The 19,535-nt window shown below is 62.2% G+C and carries 14 protein-coding genes; 4 read left to right on the top strand and 10 right to left on the bottom strand.

The features are described 5' to 3' along the window. Positions 1-77 precede the first annotated feature (77 nt). Positions 78-2,030, bottom strand: a complete 1,953-nt coding sequence (locus tag MKI86_RS10050) for an acetoacetate--CoA ligase (protein WP_241600557.1) — start codon at positions 2,028-2,030, stop codon at positions 78-80. Between the two features lie 180 nt (positions 2,031-2,210). Between MKI86_RS10050 and MKI86_RS10045 the strand changes: the two genes are divergently transcribed. Then, on the top strand, positions 2,211-4,040 hold the full coding sequence (locus MKI86_RS10045) for an AsmA family protein (protein WP_241600555.1): 1,830 nt from the start codon (positions 2,211-2,213) through the stop codon (positions 4,038-4,040). A gap of 16 nt (positions 4,041-4,056) precedes the next feature. On the opposite strand, the gene MKI86_RS10040 is transcribed toward MKI86_RS10045, so the two are convergent. The 5 genes from MKI86_RS10040 to MKI86_RS10020 all read right to left on the bottom strand — a co-directional run bounded on the left by MKI86_RS10040 (position 4,057) and on the right by MKI86_RS10020 (position 9,707). Beyond that, on the bottom strand, positions 4,057-4,875 hold the full coding sequence (locus MKI86_RS10040; protein ID WP_160870011.1) for an ABC transporter permease: 819 nt from the start codon (positions 4,873-4,875) through the stop codon (positions 4,057-4,059). 3 nt (positions 4,876-4,878) lie between these two features. Then, the gene (locus tag MKI86_RS10035; protein WP_241600553.1) at positions 4,879-5,790 is read right to left on the bottom strand and encodes an ABC transporter permease subunit; all 912 of its coding nucleotides are present in this window, start codon (positions 5,788-5,790) and stop codon (positions 4,879-4,881) included. Positions 5,791-5,794: 4 nt separating this feature from the next. Further along, on the bottom strand, positions 5,795-6,937 hold the full coding sequence (locus tag MKI86_RS10030; RefSeq protein WP_241600550.1) for an ABC transporter ATP-binding protein: 1,143 nt from the start codon (positions 6,935-6,937) through the stop codon (positions 5,795-5,797). Positions 6,938-7,014: 77 nt separating this feature from the next. Continuing rightward, positions 7,015-8,124: a polyamine ABC transporter substrate-binding protein gene (locus MKI86_RS10025; RefSeq protein WP_269470864.1), complete on the bottom strand. Its 1,110-nt coding sequence runs from the start codon at positions 8,122-8,124 to the stop codon at positions 7,015-7,017. Between the two features lie 167 nt (positions 8,125-8,291). Next, positions 8,292-9,707 carry a helix-turn-helix domain-containing protein gene (locus tag MKI86_RS10020; RefSeq protein WP_241600546.1) on the bottom strand — a complete coding sequence of 472 codons (1,416 nt, stop codon included), beginning with the start codon at positions 9,705-9,707 and terminating at the stop codon, positions 8,292-8,294. Positions 9,708-9,926: 219 nt separating this feature from the next. On the opposite strand from MKI86_RS10020, the gene aceA reads away from it, so the two are divergent. Next, the gene (aceA, locus tag MKI86_RS10015; RefSeq protein ID WP_241600545.1) at positions 9,927-11,216 is read left to right on the top strand and encodes an isocitrate lyase; all 1,290 of its coding nucleotides are present in this window, start codon (positions 9,927-9,929) and stop codon (positions 11,214-11,216) included. A 49-nt stretch (positions 11,217-11,265) separates the two neighbouring features. Next, the gene (locus MKI86_RS10010) at positions 11,266-11,505 is read left to right on the top strand and encodes an SMc00767 family acetate metabolism repressor (protein WP_069059911.1); all 240 of its coding nucleotides are present in this window, start codon (positions 11,266-11,268) and stop codon (positions 11,503-11,505) included. A gap of 123 nt (positions 11,506-11,628) precedes the next feature. On the opposite strand, the gene MKI86_RS10005 is transcribed toward MKI86_RS10010, so the two are convergent. From MKI86_RS10005 to MKI86_RS09990, 4 genes are all read right to left on the bottom strand, one after another. Continuing rightward, positions 11,629-13,476: a methyl-accepting chemotaxis protein gene (locus MKI86_RS10005; RefSeq protein ID WP_241600543.1), complete on the bottom strand. Its 1,848-nt coding sequence runs from the start codon at positions 13,474-13,476 to the stop codon at positions 11,629-11,631. Between the two features lie 144 nt (positions 13,477-13,620). Beyond that, positions 13,621-16,149 (bottom strand): methyl-accepting chemotaxis protein, encoded by a 2,529-nt coding sequence (locus MKI86_RS10000; protein WP_241600540.1) that lies wholly within the window; start codon positions 16,147-16,149, stop codon positions 13,621-13,623. Between the two features lie 236 nt (positions 16,150-16,385). Next, positions 16,386-16,523: a hypothetical protein gene (locus tag MKI86_RS09995; protein WP_241600538.1), complete on the bottom strand. Its 138-nt coding sequence runs from the start codon at positions 16,521-16,523 to the stop codon at positions 16,386-16,388. A gap of 157 nt (positions 16,524-16,680) precedes the next feature. Next, entirely contained in the window at positions 16,681-17,862 is a 1,182-nt protein-coding gene (locus tag MKI86_RS09990; RefSeq protein ID WP_241600536.1) for a BaiN/RdsA family NAD(P)/FAD-dependent oxidoreductase, read from the bottom strand. Positions 17,863-18,028: 166 nt separating this feature from the next. Here MKI86_RS09990 and MKI86_RS09985 point away from each other — a divergent pair, with 166 nt between their 5' ends. Next, entirely contained in the window at positions 18,029-19,468 is a 1,440-nt protein-coding gene (locus tag MKI86_RS09985; protein ID WP_241600534.1) for a glutamine synthetase family protein, read from the top strand. Positions 19,469-19,535 lie beyond the last annotated feature (67 nt).

Raw genomic sequence — 19,535 nt, 5'->3', positions numbered from 1 at the left:
GCGGCACAAACCTTTCGTTCACAACTTCGCAATCTTGGTTAATTTGACAGGCGTCAAATCGTTAACGCTGGCGCCGGTCACGACTTGAGCGCGTCCAGATCGGCAAACAGGTCCAGCGCTTCAGGATTGGCCAGCGCCTCCTTGTTCTTGACGGGCCTGCCATGCACGACCTCGCGCACCGCAAGCTCGACGATCTTGCCGGATTTGGTGCGCGGAATGTCTGCGACCTGGATGATCTTCGCCGGCACGTGGCGCGGGGATGCGCCTGTGCGGATCTTCGTGCGGATGGTCTTTTCCAGTGCCTCATCCAGCACCCTGCCCGGCACGAGGCGCACGAAGAGAACGACGCGCACGTCGTCATCCCAATCCTGCCCGATGCAGAGCGCCTCGACGATCTCCTCGAGCTGCTCGACCTGATTGTAGATCTCCGCCGTGCCGATGCGCACGCCGCCCGGATTGAGCGTGGCGTCGGAGCGCCCATGGATGACGATGCCGCCATGGCTCGTCCATTCGGCAAAATCTCCGTGGCACCAGATATTGTCGAAGCGCTCGAAATAGGCAGCCTTGTATTTCGCCCCATCGGGATCGTTCCAGAACATAACCGGCATGGAAGGGAACGCCTTGGTGCAGACGAGCTCGCCCTTCTCGCCCCGCACCGGCTGACCGTCCTCGTTCCAGACATCCATTGCAAGGCCAAGGCCGGGACCCTGGATCTCACCACGCCAGACCGGCTTCAGCGGGATGCCCAGCACGAAGCAGGAGACGATATCCGTACCGCCGGAAATGGAGGCGAGCTGCACATCCGGCTTGATGCCCTCATAGACAAACGAGAACCCTTCCGGCGAAAGCGGGGAGCCGGTCGAGGTGAGAAGCCGCAGGCTCGAAAGATCATGCGTCGTGCGTGGCGTGAAGCCGCCCTTGCGCACGGCGTCGATATATTTCGCCGAGGTGCCGAAGACTGCGAAACCCTCGTCCTGCGCATAGTCGAAGAGCACGTTGCCGTCGGGGTGGAAGGGTGAGCCGTCGAAAAGGCAGAGCGTGGCGCCCACGGCAAGGCCGGACACCAGCCAGTTCCACATCATCCAGCCGCAGGTGGTGAAGTAGAACAGCCGATCGTCCTCCACGAGGCCGCAATGCAGGTGATGCTCCTTAAGGTGCTGGAGCAGGGTGCCGCCGGCCGAATGCACGATGCATTTGGGAACACCCGTCGTGCCGGAGGAAAACAGGATGTAGAGCGGGTGGCGAAAGGGAAGCGCGGCGAATTCGAGCGGCTTCGCCTCGAAAGGTGCCATGAGGGCTTCGAGGGTGCGGCCATCCGGCAGGGCGGCCGCAAGCCCGTCGGCATCGCCGGCATAATGCACGACGACAACGGGTGCGCCGAGCCTGGCGGCAACGGCCTTCACCTTGGCGGAAACGTCCTGCAGTTTACCGGCGTACCAGTAGGCATCGCAGGCGATGAACAGCTTCGGCTCGATCTGGCCGAAACGGTCCAGCACGCCCTGCTCGCCAAAATCGGGCGAACAGGACGACCAGATGGCGCCAAGCGATGCAGCCGCCAGCATCGTCGCGATGGTTTCCGGCATGTTCGGCATCATGGCCGCCACGCGGTCGCCTTCACCGATGCCCATCGCGGCAAAGGCCTGCTGGAGCCTGGAGACATGGGCGCGCAAATCATCCCACGACCAACGGTAGGACACCTTGTCCTCGCCGCGAAAGATAATCGCGTCCCCCGCCCCGGTCTTCCTCAGCAGGTTCTCAGCGAAATTCAGCCGGCCCTGGGGGAAGAAGCGGGCGGCAAGCATGTCGTCGCCATTCTCAAGCGCCACCTGCCCCTTGTCGCCGATGACACCGCACTTGTCCCATATCGCCGTCCAGAACGCGCCACGGTCCGTCACGGACCATGTGTGCAGATCGTCATAGGTCTCGAAATCACGTCCGGCGGTGGCGCCGGCGGCCTTCATGAAGAGCGCCATGGGGCTCTTGGTAAGAATGTCTTGCGAGGGTTTCCAAAGGGGCAGTTCCGACGTCATGCTTATCCTCCACTCCACGGCCTTGGTATATCATGGTGCGTCGCAATATAAAGTGGCGGCCGCCGGATCGCGCCGTCTCCGAACGCAATTCCGCCATGGCGGGATTTGATTTCTTTCGCACGAGAGCCTATCCCGATTTCGCTTGAGATGAGAATGCCGCGGGCAGAGGAGCCGCGCCCTATGATCCTTCCCCGTCTGGTGCGATCGAAATTCTGGGTATGGTCGATCCTCGTCGTGCTCGTCGTGGTCACGGCACTGCGCATCGGCTTCTCCTTTCTCATCCAGCCGGAGACGGTGGAGCGCGGCCTGGAACAGGCGATGGAGAACTGGACGGGTGCGCAGGTTCATATCGGCAAGGAAACGCATTTCAGCTTCTGGCCCTATCCACGCGTCACGCTGCGCGACGTGCGCGTCGTGCCGGATGGCAGCGGCGAGCTAATCTCCGCCGAGACCGTCTCGGCGACGTTCGACCTTCTCGGCGCGCTGCGCGGTCACCCGTCGTTCAGCGATTTCGAGCTTGTGCGGCCCATCGTGCGCCTGCGCCGGGAGGCGGACGGAACGTTCAACTGGCGGCACAGCGGCTGGCTCGTCGAAGCTATCGAAGCGACGAAGGCCACCGGGAGCAAGCCGGCCTCCGACCCATCCGAAGAACGCATCGGCACGATCACGCTCGTGGACGGCGTGCTGGAAATCGTCTCCGGTGAGAGCCGTCCCTACCGCATCTCTGATATAGACGGCACGGTCACCTGGCCGACCCTGCGGCAACGCTTGTCCATGACGCTTTCCGGTGTCAGCAACGGCGAGATGACGCGCCTGTCTTTCGACACCGATCAGCCGCTCGCTCTGTTTGCGGGCCGCGACGCAACCGTTCGCGCGAGCGTGACCGCCGACCCCGGCGCCATCAGCTTCGAAGGCGCCGCCAATCTTTCCGGCAGCGGCTTCGTCAACGGCGCCGTGCAGCTTTCAACGCCGTCCCTCAGCCGTCTTCTTTCATGGCAGGGCCGGGACATTCCGGCAGTCAGCACTATCGGCCAGATGACCGTCGAAGCGAATGTCGCGACATCCGGCTACGTCGCCAGACTTGAGAACGTCAAGCTGGCGCTCGACGGCACGAAGGCGACCGGCGTGCTCGACCTCAACATGCCGCCGGAGAGCGTGCCGCGGATCGGGGGAACACTTGCCTTCGACCGCATCGACCTGCGCGCCTTTCTCTCGGCATTTTCGCCGCTTCCCGGCGCCGACCAGAACGCACCGACGATCGACACCACGTTCATCCATCAGTTCGGCATGGATCTGCGTCTTTCGGCGGGGACGGCCACGTTCTCGCCCTTTGCCCTGAAGGACCTTGCCGCCGGCATGCGCATCGAGAACGGGCGCGCATCCTTCGATATCGGCGACAGCACCCTGCTGGACGGTCGCCTGACGGGCCGCATCGCGCTTGCGGAGGAAGGCTTCCGCGGCGGCGGCAAGCTGCAATTCTCGCTCAGCAATGTCGACATGGGCAGCATCGCCAGCACACTAGCACTTCCGGGGCCACTGCCGTCGGGCATCGGATCGGCGGATTTCGAGCTCTCGACGAAGCTGCCGCTCTGGGCAACCACGCCCTCCGACATGTCCGGCAAGTTCCGCCTGCGGATGGGTTCCGGCACGCTCACACATTTCAACCGCCAATCCTTCGAAAAACTCGCAGCGCAGGGCGATTTCTTCAGCATGTCTGCGGCGGGAGACGGGTCGTTCGACTTCACCAGGGCCGATGTGGAAGCGCGCCTCGATCGAGGGCTGGCCGAGCTGACAAAAGCGGAGATCGAAGGCAGCGATACGCTGCTCACCTTGTCCGGCATGGTGCCATACCGTACAGGCAGTCTGGCGCTGGCCGGCCTGTTGAAGGACCGAACGACAGCGGATGCCACGAACGGCAAACCGGGCATCAGCTTTTTCGTCGGCGGCTCGTGGCCGGATCCGGTCATCTCGCCGGCTTCCATACTGACAGGGCGTCAGCCCCGCCAGTAACCGGTTCTTCGTTGTATCAGCGGCCGGCAATCGCCGCCTGCTCGTCACGCTGGCGCTGCACTTCGCGCCTTTTCGTCATGATCGATGCGATGATGACGCCGATCGCGACGAGGCCGATGAGAATGGTGCAGGCTGCGTTGATCTCGGGCGTGACGCCCAGGCGGACCTGACTGTAGATCTTCATCGGCAGCGTGGTGGCGCCCGGGCCAGAGGTGAAGCTGGCGATAACGAGGTCGTCCAGCGAGAGCGTCAGGGCCAGCATCCAGCCGGACAGCACGGCGGGCGCGATGACCGGCAGCGTCACTTCCAGGAAGGTGCGGACCGGCGTGGCGCCGAGATCCATTGCCGCCTCCTCGATCGAGCGATCGAAGGAGAGAAGGCGCGACTGCACCACCACGGTCACGAAGCACATGCTGAAGGTGATGTGCGCAAGCGTCACCGTGACGAAGCCGCGGTCGAGGCCGATGGCAACGAAGAGCAGGAGCAGCGACAGGCCGGTGATGACTTCCGGCATGACGAGCGGCGCATAGACCATGCCCGAGAAGAGCAGCCGGCCGCGAAAGCGCGTGTAGCGCGTCAGCGCCAGCGCCGCCATGGTGCCGAGCACTGTGGCGATGGTAGCGGACAACAGCGCCACACGGATCGTCACCCACGCCGCATCCATCAGGCCGCGGTTGTTGAACAGCGAGACGTACCATTTTGTCGAGAAGCCGGCCCAGACCGTCACGAGCTTGGACTCGTTGAAGGAGAAGATGACCAGCAGCACAATGGGCAGATAGAGAAACGCAAAGCCGAGAACGACCGAGACGATGTTGAAACGGGACCAGGTGTTCATGGCTTATCTCCCCTGCTCTTCGGCCTTGGCCTGCGCGTTCTGGAAGAACACGATGGGCACGACGAGAATGAGCAGCAGGATCGTCGCCACGGCAGCCGATACCGGCCAGTCACGGTTTGCGTTGAACTCGTTCCACAGCGTCTTGCCGATCATGAGCGTCTGCGATCCGCCGAGCAGGTCGGGAATGACGAATTCGCCGACGGCCGGGATGAAGACGAGCATGCAGCCTGCCACCACGCCGGGCAGCGACAGCGGGAAGGTGATCTTCCAGAAGGCGGTGATCTGCGGGCAGCCGAGATCCTGTGCCGCCTCGATCAGGGTGTTGTCCATCTTCTCCAGCGCGGAATAGAGCGGCAGCACCATGAAGGGCAGGTAGGAATAGACGATGCCGATATAGATCGCCCAGTTCGTGCCCAGGATGATCAGCGGGGAATCGATGATCCCCGTGCCGATCAGAAACTGGTTGAGCAGCCCTTCCGGTTTCAGGATCGCGATCCACGCATAGACGCGGATGAGGAAGCTCGTCCAGAACGGCAGGATGACGAGCATCAGAAGCGTCGGACGCAGCGAACGGGGCGCCTGCGCCATGCCATAGGCGATGGGATAGCCGATCAGCAGGGTGGCAAGCGTCGAAACGCCGGCGATCCACACGCTCGACAGATAGGCATTGAGATAGAGCGCGTCTTCGGTCAGCCAGACGAAATTGTCGAAGCTGAACTGCCCAACCTTTGCCCAGAGACCGGAAAGGCCGTCCGCCAGGGCAAAAACCGGCTCATAGGGCGGCTGGGCGATGGCGGTGGTGGACAGCGAAATGCGGAAGACGATCAGGAAGGGGACAAGAAAGAAGAACAGCAGCCAGGCATAGGGAATGATGATGACAAGGCGGCTGAAGATGGCGGAGCCGAGCTTGCTCATGCGCTCAATCCTTCAACACGACGCCGGCTGTCTCGCCGAAGGAAACCCAGACCTTCTCATCATAGGCGATGGGGTTCTCCACCTCGCGCTGGGCATTCAGCATCGAGGCCTTGACCACCTTGCCACTGCCGAGCTTGACGTAGAAGACCGTCATGTCGCCGAGATAGCCAATATCCCAGACCTCGCCCTCGGCCGCGTTGACGGTTGCGTCGGCGGGTGCGTTTCGCGAGACCTTCAGCTTTTCCGGCCGGATGGCGAAGCCGGCGGCGCTGCCGCTCGCCGGCGCCCCGGCCGAAGCGGTGCGCACGGTGAAGCCGTCATTGGTCACCAGCTCGATCTTGCCGTTGCCGCTTGCGGAGACCTTGCCGTCGAGAATGTTCACGTCGCCAATGAAATCTGCGACGAAGCGCGAATTGGGCGCCTCGTAGATTTCGGCGGGGGTGGCGACCTGGATGACCTTGCCGTGGCTCATGACCGCGATGCGGTCGGCCATGGTCATCGCCTCCTCCTGGTCGTGCGTGACGACGACGAAGGTAAGGCCGAGATCCTGCTGGAGATCCATCAGTTCGAACTGGGTTTCCTCGCGCAGCTTCTTGTCGAGCGCGCCGAGCGGTTCGTCGAGCAGAAGCACCTTTGGTCGCTTGGCCAGCGAACGGGCGAGCGCCACACGCTGACGCTGGCCGCCGGACAGTTGATGGGGCTTGCGCTTGGCGAACTGCTCCAGCTTCACCAGCTTGAGCATCTGGGCGACGCGTTCGGCGATCTCGTTCTTGGGCATACCGTCCTGGCGCAGACCGAAGCCGATATTGCTCTCCACGGTCATGTGCGGAAAGAGCGCGTAGGACTGAAACATCATGTTGACGGGCCGCTTGTAGGGCGGAATGCTCGCAATATCCTGGCCATCGAGAATGATCTCGCCGGATGTCGGCCGCTCGAAACCCGCCAACATGCGCAGGAGCGTCGACTTTCCGCAGCCCGAGGCGCCCAACAGGGCGAAGAACTCGCGATGGTAGATGTCGAGCGTGAGATTATCGACAGCTGTGAAATCGCCGAACTTCTTCGTGACATTGCGGAAGGTGATGAACGGCTTTGCGTCAGGGTCTGTCCACGGCGCAAAGGAACGACGGATATTGCCGAGAGATTTCATGCCTGTCCCCATCTCTTTATTGGCAGCGCAAATGAAATTGCCCGGAAGGCTCTTCCGGGCAATTTGCACTGGACCGATTACTGGCCGGTCACGACTTTTGTCCACGTCCGCGTGAACAGACGCTGCGTTTTGGAATCGAGCGCCGTGTTGGTGAAGAGCTTCTTCAGCGTTTCCTCATCCGGGTAGATCGTCGGGTCCTTGATGATGTCTTCAGGCAGGAGTTCCTGCGAAGCCTTGTTGCCATTGGCGTAGTGGATGTAGGTCGATGCCTTGGCGATCACGTCCGGACGCATGATGTAATCGAGAAAGGCGTGTGCTTCCTCGACATGAGGCGCATCCGCGGGGATTGCCATCTGGTCGAACCACATCTGGGTGCCTTCCTTCGGGATGGCATAACCAATCTCGACGCCGTTGTTGGCCTCTTCGGCGCGGTCACGGCCCTGGAAGATATCACCCGACCAGCCGATCGCGATGCAGATGTCGCCATTGGCAAGGCCGTTGATGAATTCGGACGAGTGGAACTTGCGCACGAAGGGGCGAACCTTCAGAAGCGCTTCCTCTGCCTTGGCGATATCAGCAGGATCATGGCTGTCGGGGTTGAGCCCGAGAGATGCGAGCGTAACCGGGATCATGTCGGTCGGGGAATCCAGCATGTTGATGCCGCAATTCTTGAGCTTCTCGGCATTGGCCGGATCGAAGATCGCGCTCCAGCTGTCGATTTCGTCGACGCCGAGAGCTTCCTTGATCTTAGCCTTGTTGTAGCCGATGCCGATCGTGCCCCACATGTAGTTGATCGAGTATTCGTTGCCGGGGTCGAACGGCTGCATGCGCTCGGCCACCATGTCCCACATGTTCTTGAGGTTCGGCAGCTTGGACTTGTCAAGTTTCTGATAGACGCCCGCTGCGATCTGGCGCTGCAGGAAGGTGTTGGTGGGTACGACGACGTCGTAGCCGGTGCCACCGGCCAGCAGCTTCGTTTCAAGGATCTCGTTGGAGTCATAGACGTCGTAGACGACCTTGATGCCGGTTTCCTTGGTGAAATCGTCGATGATCGAGCTATCGATGTAATCGGACCAGTTGTAGACGTTCACAACCTTCTCTTGCGCGAAAGCGCTGCTGGCCGCCATGAGCGCCGCGAGAGCGGCCGTCGCAAAAAGAGTACGTCTTACCATTGATTTTTCTCCCAGTTTTTTAACTGACCGATGCGTTCGCACGAACGTCTGTCGCCGATTATGGAGTTTTTTCAGGAGGCGACAAGCCGCATTCTACGTAAAGGCCCGACGAATTTTTATATCACATTGTTCCCATTTCTATCATATCTCACCCACATATCCGCAGGAAATCAAGTTAAAACTTACTGGAAGTCGAAAAGGCTGAGGCCCGCCACCATTTCGTCGAGCCCGAGCGGGCGCGTGACCGGCGGCTCGGCGCGCGCGAGACAGCCCTGCCGCTCGCACAGCCGGCAGGCGGCGCCGACAGGCACGGCACCCTCCCGCCGCACCGCTTCCGCATACACCGTCTCGTCCGCATGGGCCGCCTCGCAGCCAATGAGCAGCGCCGTGCGGCGTACACGCTCTGCAAACGCGCCCTGCGGCCCTTCCAACGTGCGGGAGACGGCGAGGAATGCGGCACCATCAGGCATTTCCACGCGATCGACGAGTATTTGGCCCGGCTGCGCGAAGGCCGCGTGCACGCCTAGCTTGGGACAGTGCCCGCCGAAACGGGCCTGGGGAAAGCCCTGTGCGCCGGCACGGCGGAACCGATGGCCGGCATTGTCGATCTCCAGCATGAAGAATGGCACCCCGGCCCTGCCCGGCCGCTGGAGCATGGTCAGGCGGTTTGCCGCCTGCTCGTAGGACACGCCGAAGCGCGACCGCAGCATGTCTATGTCATAACGCACGCGCTGTGCCGCGGCGTGAAAGGCCTCATAGGGCATCATCAGGGCATGGGCCGCGTAGCGCGCCAGCTCGAAGCGCGCGATGCGTTTCGCCTCCGCCGTGGAGAAGGCAAGTAGATCGAGTTCGGCGAAGATTTCGTCCTGAAGCGCCAGCTGCACCGTTTCCATGGCGATCTCGCGCAGCTGGTCGAAAGGCGAGAGGCGCTCCGACAGGAAGAGGCGCATGGAGTGTCGGTCGAAGCGGCGGCGCAGCGTCGGCATGGCATGGACAGGCAGAAGACGCACCACGACGCCGTGCTCCTTACGCAGCCATCCTTTAAGGGCGGCGGTCAGCTCGTCCCCAGGTGCGAGTGCGGCATGGAACCGCTCGGCTGCCTCATCTATCGCGCCAAAATAATTCGGGCGATTTTCCAGCTTGTCGCGCACCTCGTCCATCGGCAGCAGAGTGCCGGCGAGCATGGTGGCGCGCCCCTCGCGGGCGAGCATGTCCGCGAGATCCGTGAGGCGCGCGGCCTGCTCGCGATAGGCGCGGTAGAGCTTGAGGATGCCGCTCGCCACATTCGGCGCCGCGTCCGCGATCTCCAGAAGCTCCTGGTCTCCGGGCAGTTCGCCGGCCAGCAGCGGATCGGCGAAGACCTCGCGCAACTGGCGCGCATTGCCTGCGCTTTCGCCCTGGAGTTCATCGAGATCGACCTTGTAGATGGAGGCAAGACGCAGGAGAAGCTGCACCGTCAGCGGACGCTGGTTGCGCTCGATAAGGTTGAGATAGGACGGCGAGATCGAGAGCCCTTCGGCCATCGCCGTCTGGGTTAGGCAGAGCGTATTGCGGATACGCCGGACCTTGGGGCCTGCAAAGATCTTGTTCTCTGCCATATGTCAAATCCTTTACATGCACACCTACGTTTTAGGTTTTACAATCTTTACTTTTTTACAGCGCCCCTTTGTCAAAGACAACACATCATTACTCGATTTGCAGGCTGATTTATCGGATTTTCCTCGCCGGATTGTGCACTGCGATGTAAACACTGTCACATGAAATCGGGCATCAAGGAGCCGCCGCCCGATCCTGACAACATCGCATTGGAGGATACTATGACCGATTTTTACAACCTTGTTCCCAGCGCCCCCAAGGGCCGGTTCGATGGCATCGAACGCCCCTATACGGCCGAGACGGCCGAGAAGCTGCGCGGCTCCGTCCAGATCCGCCATACGCTGGCTGAAAACGGTGCGAACCGCTTGTGGAAGCTCATTCACGAGGAAGATTTCGTCAACGCACTTGGTGCGCTCTCGGGCAATCAGGCCATGCAGATGGTCCGCGCCGGGCTGAAGGCGATCTATCTCTCCGGCTGGCAGGTCGCTGCCGACGCCAATACCGCGTCCGCCATGTATCCCGACCAGTCGCTCTACCCGGCCAATGCGGCACCGGAGCTTGCCAAGCGCATCAATCGCACCTTGCAGCGCGCCGACCAGATCGAGACCGCCGAGGGCAATGGCCTTTCGGTCGACACTTGGTTCGCCCCGATCGTTGCCGATGCGGAAGCTGGTTTCGGCGGCCCGCTCAACGCCTTCGAGATCATGAAGGCCTTCATCGAGGCGGGTGCCGCCGGCGTTCACTTTGAGGACCAGCTGGCGTCGGAAAAGAAGTGCGGCCATCTCGGCGGCAAGGTTTTGATCCCGACCGCCGCGCATATCCGCAACCTCGATGCCGCGCGCCTTGCCGCCGACGTTATGGGCGTGCCGACGCTGATCGTCGCCCGCACCGACGCAGAGGCCGCCAAGCTTCTCACCTCCGACATCGACGAGCGCGACCAACCTTTCGTCGACAAGGACAAGGGGCGTACGGTCGAAGGTTTCTACCAGGTCAAGAACGGCATCGAACCCTGCATCGCGCGCGCCATTTCCTACGCGCCGCACTGCGACCTGATCTGGATGGAGACAGGCAAGCCGGACCTCGACCAGGCCCGCAAGTTCGCCGAAGCCGTGCACAAGGCGCATCCGGGCAAGCTGCTTGCCTACAATTGCTCGCCCTCGTTCAACTGGAAGAAGAATCTGGACGACGCGACGATCGCCAAGTTCCAGCGCGAGCTGGGCGCGATGGGCTACAAGTTCCAGTTCATCACGCTCGCGGGCTTCCACCAGTTGAACTACGGCATGTTCGAACTGGCCCGCGGCTACAAGGAGCGCCAGATGGCGGCCTATTCCGAGCTGCAGGAAGCGGAATTCGCGGCCGAGATCAACGGCTACACCGCAACCAAGCACCAGCGCGAAGTCGGCACCGGCTACTTCGATGCCGTCTCCATGGCCATCACCGGCGGCCAGTCCTCGACCACCGCCATGCATGAATCGACCGAGCACGAGCAATTCCGCCCGGCCGCCGAGTAAGCCAGACCACCACCTTTCAAGAACCCCTGATTACAAGAGGAGAAATGCCATGACAGTCCAGACCCGCGTCAAGGAACGTGCTGAAGAACAGGCGTCCGCCATGACATCCGATCAGCAGGCCATGATCCGCATGGTCGCCAACGACCTGCACCGCCTCAACCAGTCCGTCATGAAGGCGGTCGAGGCCGGCGTGTCGGTGGAGCTCGTCCGCTCCGCCCGTCACCATGGTGGCGAGGGCAACTGGGGCGACCTGCTGATCCCTGTCATCGTGACGCAGGGTCGCGGCTGACAGGCATAATCCAGTCAAGGAAAATCCCCGGCGTTCCCTGCGCCGGGGATTTTCGTTTCAGGGCGGGATTGGATGAGGGAGGCAAGGGGTTGGCGTTCCCTTCAGAAACGTGGCCCGGCATGCTCAGGCCGCGCGGGCTGTCCGCCCCCCGGAATCGCGCTCTCCCGCCTCAAAACGAAACTGGCCGATCAGTGCCATCAGCTCGTCCGCCTGACCTGCAAGATGACGGCTTGCGCTCGTCGTCGATTCCACCATGGACGCGTTCTGCTGGGTCATCTGGTCCATCTGGTTGACGGAACCGTTGACCTCCTGCAGAGCTGCGGACTGATCCCGGCTGGCCGTCGCAATCAGCGCGACGTGGTCGCTGATGCCGACGATCTGGCGGCTGATCGCAGCAAGGACCGCGCCTGTTTCCTGCACCAGGCTTGCTCCCGTGCTGACTTCCTGTGTCGACTTGTCGATGAGGCCTTTGATTTCCTTGGCCGCCTCTGCCGAGCGCTGCGCCAGTTCGCGCACCTCCTGTGCGACGACCGCAAAGCCCTTGCCGGCTTCACCCGCCCGTGCAGCCTCGATGCCGGCATTGAGGGCAAGCAGGTTCGTCTGGAAGGCGATGTCATCGATCACTTCGATGATCTGCTCGATCTTCCGCGAGGCCTCTTCGATCCGCCCCATCGCTTCGATCGCGCTGGTGACCACGGCACTGGAGCTGTCGGCGCTCGCTTTGGTTTCAGCGACCCGGCTGTTGGCCTCCTGCGCGCGTTCGGCGGAGGAGCGGACGGTGACGGTGATCTCGTCCACGGCCGCAGCAGTCTGCTCGAGCGAGGCAGCCTGCGATTCCGTGCGACGCGACAGATCGTCGGCGGACCGGCGCATCTCGGCACCGCTGGACTGGATCGCAATCGCGTTGGCGCGAATGCTGCCGAGTGTGCCTTGCAGGCGCGACAGGGAATCGTTGAAGTCCTGCCGCAGCTGTTCAAGCCGGCCGGCAAACGGCACGTCGATCGTCTCGGAAAGATCGCCCTGTGCGAGACGACCGAGGCCTGCTGCCAGCTGGTTGACGGCGAAATCGATCTGCCGGTCCGTGTCGCGCTTTTCCGTATCCACCTTTTCGCGCTCGGCTGCCGCCTCTTCGTTCTGACGCTGGGCGACAGCCTCCATCTCGATCCGGCGCTGCGCATTTTCGCGGAAAACTTCCAGCGCACGCGCGATCTGGCCGAACTCATTGGCCTTGTTCCGGCAGGGAATATCCGTGTCGAGGCGCCCCTGCGCAATCGCGCCGACCGCACCGATCAGCGACCGCAGCGGGCGGGTCGCCCGGCGCACGGCGACATAGGCGAGACAGCCGAAGAGCAGCATGGAAACGCCGCCCGCGATGATCGCGCGAAGCTGCAGGTCGTGGATCTTCTGGAAATAGACCTCCATCGGAATGCCGATGAAAAGCAATCCGACATTGGCACCGGCTGCATTCTTGACCGGGAAGTACCCGGTCATGAAGTCGCGACCAAAAAGCTGCGCGGGGCCGAAATATGGCGCGCCCTTGGCAAGCGCGGCCTGAGCCGGATGCTCGGCAGCCAGTTTCGTGCCCGTCGCTCGGCTGCCGTCTTCCTTCTTCACGTTTGTCGAGATGCGGACATAGTCCGTTCCCTGCTTGGCAAAAACGGTCGCAACTCCGGCGATGGAACTGGCGGTGCGATCGACGAGATCGTGGTTCGCAAGCTCCGGCATCGCCTCGCTCTTCACGGCCGCAAGCGCGCCGTCCTTCAGCTCCATGGAAGCCCCTTCGACAACGGCATCGTAGAGAACGGCCATGTTGCGGGTGGCGTCATGGGCGTCGTTAGCCGCATCCTGAAGCACATAGTTTCTGAGATTGTAGTGCATGACGCCAACGATGACGGCGGCACTGAGAAAGATGAAGGCGAAGGTCATCGCCGCATACTGATAGGCGATCGAAGATCGGAATACCTTGCTCATTGTCGGGCTCCTGTTGTCCCGAAATGATAAAAATCAAACGTATAAGAAAAACTGAAAATCCGCCGCAACATCCTGCAAATCGGGACGTCTACGCATAAAAAAGGCCTGGAAACCCAGGCCTTTTCTTGGTTAACGGCGGAAGTATCAGGCCGCGCGGTAGGCGTTCTGATCGTGCTCTTCCGCTTCGAGGCGGAATTGCTCGACCAGCATCATCAGCGTGTCGGCTTCACCCGCGAGCTTTCGGCTTGCCGCCGTCGTGACGTCGACCATCGAGGCGTTCTGCTGGGTCATCTGGTCCATCTGGTTGACGGAGCCGTTGACCTCCTGGAGTGCGGCGGCTTGATCGCGGCTTGCCGTCGCCATCATGTCCACATGGTGGCTAACGGTGACGATCTGCTGGCTGATCGCGGCAAGCACGGCGCCGGTCTCCTGCACGAGATGCGAGCCCGCATTCACCTCGCTCGTCGATTTCTCGATGAGCACCTTGATTTCGCGCGCGGCACTCGCCGAACGCTGCGCCAGCTCCCGCACCTCCTGCGCGACAACGGCGAAGCCCTTGCCCGCCTCGCCCGCACGCGCAGCCTCGATACCGGCATTGAGGGCCAGAAGGTTGGTCTGGAACGCGATATCGTCGATGACCTCGATGATCTGCTCGATCTGGCGCGAAGCCCCCTCGATACGTCCCATCGCGTCTATGGCGTTGCTGACGACGCCGGCGGAATTGTCGGCGCTGCGCTTGGTGGCGCCGACGACGAGGTTCGCCTCATGCGCCCGCTCGGCGGAGGACCGCACGGTCGCGGTGATCTGCTCGACGGCGGCCGCGGTCTCTTCCAGCGATGAAGCCTGCGATTCGGTACGCTTGGAAAGCGCATCGGCCGAATGCAGCATGTCGGCGCCGCTGCGCTGGATCGACAGGGCATTGTTGCGGATCTGGCCGAGCGTATCCTGAAGGCGCACGAGCGAGACGTTGAAGTCCTGGCGCAGCTGCTCGAGGCGACCGGAGAACGGCGTCTCGATCTGGCGCGACAGGTCGCCCTGCGCCAGGCGGCCAAGGCCGGCGGCGAGCGCGTTGACCGCGAAGTCGATCTGTTGATCCATGGCCTGCTTATCGGCGTCATTGCGCCGGCGCTCGGCCTCAGCCTCGGCGCGCTGCTGCTCGCTTTCGGCCTCGACACGGATCTTGGACAGGGCGTTTTCCTTGAAGACACCGAGGGCACGGGCCATGTCGCCGATTTCGTCGGCGCGGCTCTGGCCGGATATTCCAGTATCGAGGAAACCGTCGGCCAGTCGGCGCATGGCGCCGGTGATCTGCCCGATCGGCCCCTTCAGCGTCAGCACCAGCGCGATGCCGGCGAGCACGGCGATGGCCGCGCCGACGACGGTCGCCAGAACCGACACCTGATTGGCCTTCTCGCGCTCCGAGCCGGCGCTGGTCTTCTGCTCCTCGGCAAACTGGCTGAGCAGGTTCCAGATGCTGTCGATGGACTGGCCGGCCACATCGAAATCGGTCGTGCGCTGGGTACTGATCTTGACCAGCGTGGCGCTGTCGGCAGCGATCTTGTCTATGACGGGTGTCACCGCTTCCCCGACAGCGTCGAAGAAGGCCAGGCCGTTGGCGCTGCCGCGCAGGGTGGCGATCTCGCTCGTCACGATGGAGAGCGAGGCCAGAAGTTTGGTGCGGTTTTCCTCGGAGGTGTCGCCGAGGAAACGGGCGGCGATGATTTCGACGTCATAGATCGAGTTGACCAGCTTGCGCGTAGCGGACAGCACCGCTTCCGACTTGATGATCGGCTCGTCGAGCTCGCCGAAAATGCGGGTCGCTTCGCGCATCTTCTCAACCGCGCCGCCCTGAAGCTGGATGGCGATCTGGCGGAAGCGGTTGATGCGGCGCCCGATCTCGGGAATCGTGACATCGGCCGGATCGCTCGAGGTCAGGTAGCCGCCCAGTTCGTCGATTGTCGTGCGGATGGTAGTGGACACGACTTTCTGATTCTTCGGCAGGATGGCCGCAATCGAGCGCTCGGTCTTGGAAATGAGCGGGTAACGCTCCTTGACGATCTTCAGCTTGTCATCCGGCGTTGCGGCCTTGGTGACATCGCTGAGGAAATCGGCAAAGAACCGGCTTGCATTCGTCAGGCGGTCCGCCTCGCGCAGCATGCTCTTTGCGCTATTCTCGTCCTGACGGACAGACCGCTGCAGCTTGGTCGCCTCCTCGAGAATCTTGATCTGTTCGGCGGCAAGGTAATTGAGGCTCTTGCCCATTGCATCATGCAGACGGGTCTCGCGGGTATAGAGAAGCCACAGACCCTCCATGCGCGCCTCGATGTCCTTGGTCTGCTTCTGGGCGTCGAGCAGTTTGGAGGCATCGACATCGGGTGTCAGGCCGTCCATGGTCTGGCGCAGCAGCGTAACCTGCGCCTTCAGGCGCTGATTGACCTCATCACGGGTCTCCTTGCTGGTATCCTGCAGGAAGCGGTTCATGCTGGCATAGACATCCTTGAAGCCGCTGAGCGACTGGAGGACGCTGTTGGAAATCTCCATGCGGCCCTGAAGCAGGCCGGTGGCATAAAGGCCGGTGAAGCCGACGGCGCAAATGCTCAGTACGAACGGCAGGATAAAGACCAGAACCTTGGTCTGGATTTTGAAACGGGCAAGAATGCGATCAATAAACATGGCGGAACATCCATTGTCGGCGTGCTCCACCCCTGCTCGCTTTCAGAGCCTCCCCAGGATTCGGACGCCGGATTACCGACTTCATGCGGCTGCAATGCCGCGTATCCGGGGGAGCATTCATTGCCAGCCGCGTACATCCATCATGGGACGCGGCTTCCGGAACCCTATCCAGAGATCATCGACGGCAATCTTTAAAATTCCCTGACTTTTTAAACCGATTTATCCCGGCTTGAACGTCAAAGGGCGATGAGCGCGAGTGCGATGACCAGAATGGCAGCGAGCGCGCAATTGACGCTGATCGCCAGAAGACGGCGGCGGGTTTCTTCCGTTGCGGCAATGGCGATGGCGCGGGCGGGGCGGCGTCTGGCAGGCATGAGGCGATACTCCGTTAAGTGGAAACAACAGGCAACGCGGATGATCCGGTCTGCCGGCCCACATCATGTTGTCTCCCATCCCGAAAGGCGGGAAACGCCGACATTTCGAGAGCATTCGCCCCGAGGTCTTAACGGACGGTAAAAGACCGAACGGGAATCACGCTTCCTGCCCCGCGGCGTGGCCGGAGGCCCAGGCCCATTGGAAATTGTAACCGCCCAGCCAGCCGGTGACATCCACCGCCTCGCCGATGAAATAGAGCCCCGGCACCGCCTTTGCCGCCATGCTGCGGGAATCGAGTGCGGCCGTATCGACGCCGCCGAGCGTGACCTCCGCCGTGCGATAGCCTTCCGACGCCGGCGGCCGGAACCGCCAGTCGCGCAGCCTTTGCACCAGCGCATCGATCCGCTTCCCGGAGAGTTCGGCGAGCGGGCCGTCGATGCCCAGATCGGTGACGACCAACTGCGCCAGCTTCTTCGGGATATGCTCGGCGAGAACGGTCTGCACCGCCTGCCGGCCGTTCTGCCTGCGGGCGGCAGCGATGATGGCGGCAAAGTCGAGATCGGGGCGGATATGCAGGCCGATCTCCTCGCCCTCACGCCAATAGGAGGAGATTTGCAGGATGGCCGGACCGCTCAGCCCGCGGTGGGTGAAGAGCGCTGCCTCCCAGAACGCCGTCTTGCCGTGGCGTGCCGCCACGTCCACCGCGATGCCGGGCAGGCCCTCATGCGCGGCAAGTGTGGCGGGATCGAGCATCAACGGCACGAGACCCGCACGGGTTTCGATAACGGGCAGCCCGAACTGCTCGGCGATACGATAGGCAAATCCCGTGGCGCCCATCTTGGGAATGGACTTTCCGCCGGTGGCAACGACCAGCGAGGCGGCCTCGATTGCACCCTGCTCCGTCGAGATGCGGAAGGACGTCCCGTCATGGTCGATGTCGCCGATCGCAGTGGAAAGCCTGAGTTCGACGCCCGCGGCCTTCATCTCGGCCAGCAGCATGGCAATGATGTCCTTCGCCGAATTGTCGCAGAAGAGCTGGCCCAGCGTCTTCTCATGCCAGGCGATACGGTGGCGCTCCACGAGATCGAGGAAATCACGCGGCGTATAGCGGGCAAGCGCCGACTTTGCGAAATGCGGATTGGCGGACAGGAAGTTCTTCGGGCCGGCATGGATATTGGTGAAGTTGCAGCGGCCGCCGCCGGAAATGCGGATCTTTTCGCCCGGCGCCTTCGCATGGTCGAGAACGAGCACACGACGTCCTCGCCTGCCCGCTTCGATGGCGCACATCATGCCTGCAGCGCCCGCTCCGATAATGACGACGTCCCGCCGCTCTGCCACGTTGAAATCCTCTTTTTCCCTCTCTTTCGGCCATCGCAGCGGAATGTCAATCCGGGCATGAAAACAGGAAATAGAACGGAAATCCCCGTTTTGATGCGCTGGGGGGAGCTAGCCAAGCATCATTCTGTGTCTATGATGGCGCATCATCAACCAACCCCGGTGTCTCATGCCGTCCAGGAAGAAAGTCGTTACGCCTACCATAGAGAAAGCAGCACGCTCCACCAAAATCCCTCCCGCCATCAGCGTGCCACGCGGAGTAAAGACCTGGAAAGACGCCGCAGACTGGCTTCGTGCCCGCGGCATTGAAGACATCGAATGCATCACGCCGGATCTCGCGGGCGTACCGCGCGGCAAGATGATGCCGTCATCGAAGTTTACCTCGAACACGTCGCTGGCGCTGCCGTCGGCGCTGTATCGCCACACGATCTCCGGCGACTATCCCGAGGAAACCGGCAATTTCCGTTACGAGCCGCGCGACAGCGACCTCAAGCTGGTGCCGGATCTTTCCACCCTTTCCGTGGTGCCTTGGGAAAGCGATCCGACCGCGCAGGTGATCTGCGACATCGTCGGATCGACGGGCGAGAACGTGCCCTATACGCCGCGCAACGTTTTGAAGAACGTCGTGCAGATGTACCGCGAGCGCGGCTGGAAGCCGGTCGTCGCGCCCGAGATCGAGTTCTATCTCGTTGCCGTCAACGATGACCCGGATTATCCGCTGCATCCGCCGAAGGGCCGCTCCGGCCGCGCCATCCAGGGCGGACAGGGCTATTCGATCGCCGGCATCAACGAATTCGACGAACTGATCGACGACATCTATCACTTCTCGGAAAAGCAAGGCCTCGAGATCGACACGCTGATCCACGAGGAAGGCCCCGCGCAGCTTGAAATCAACCTGCGCCACGGCGACCCGATCGAACTGGCCGACCAGGTTTTCCTGTTCAAGCGCACGATCCGCGAGGCGGCGCTGAAGCACGGCATCTACGCCACCTTCATGGCCAAGCCCATGCAGGGTCAGGCCGGGTCGGCCATGCACATCCACCAGTCGGTGGTGGAGCTCGACACGGGCAGGAACGTCTTCTCCAATACGGATGGATCGCCCTCGAAGGAGTTCTTCCATTTCATTGGCGGCATGCAGGCCTATGTGCCGAAAACACTTGTCATGATGGCGCCCTATGTGAATTCCTATCGCCGGCTGACGCCCGACATGTCTGCACCGGTCAACAATGCCTGGGGGTACGACAACCGCACGACAGCCTTCCGCGTGCCTGTTTCGGATGCGGCCGCCCGCCGTATCGAAAACCGCCTGCCGGGATCGGATGCCAATCCGTATCTCGCGCTCGCGGCATCACTCGGCTGCGGCCTGCTCGGCATCATGAATGAGATCGAACCGAGCCCTCCCACGGAGGATACCGCCAACGAGGGTACGATCGATCTGCCGCGCGGCCTGCTTGAGGCCGTGTCGCTGCTCGAATCCGATCCCGCACTGGCGGATGTTCTCAGCGCGGAGTTCATCGGGCTCTATGCGGGCGTCAAGCGCGGCGAGTTCGAGACCTTCATGCAGGTGATCAGCCCCTGGGAACGCGAGTTCCTGCTGCTCAACGTCTGAGCGGCCGGCGGTCCGGGCCGCCTGAAACCTTCCGAGAAGCGGCCGGCGCCCGGGTGCGCCGCCGCAG

This window comes from Shinella sedimenti (assembly GCF_022601905.1).
GTDB classification, from domain to species: Bacteria; Pseudomonadota; Alphaproteobacteria; order Rhizobiales; family Rhizobiaceae; genus Shinella; species Shinella sedimenti.
The sequence above is the reverse complement of the archived record's forward strand: the minus strand, read 5'-3'. Positions and strand labels throughout refer to the sequence as shown.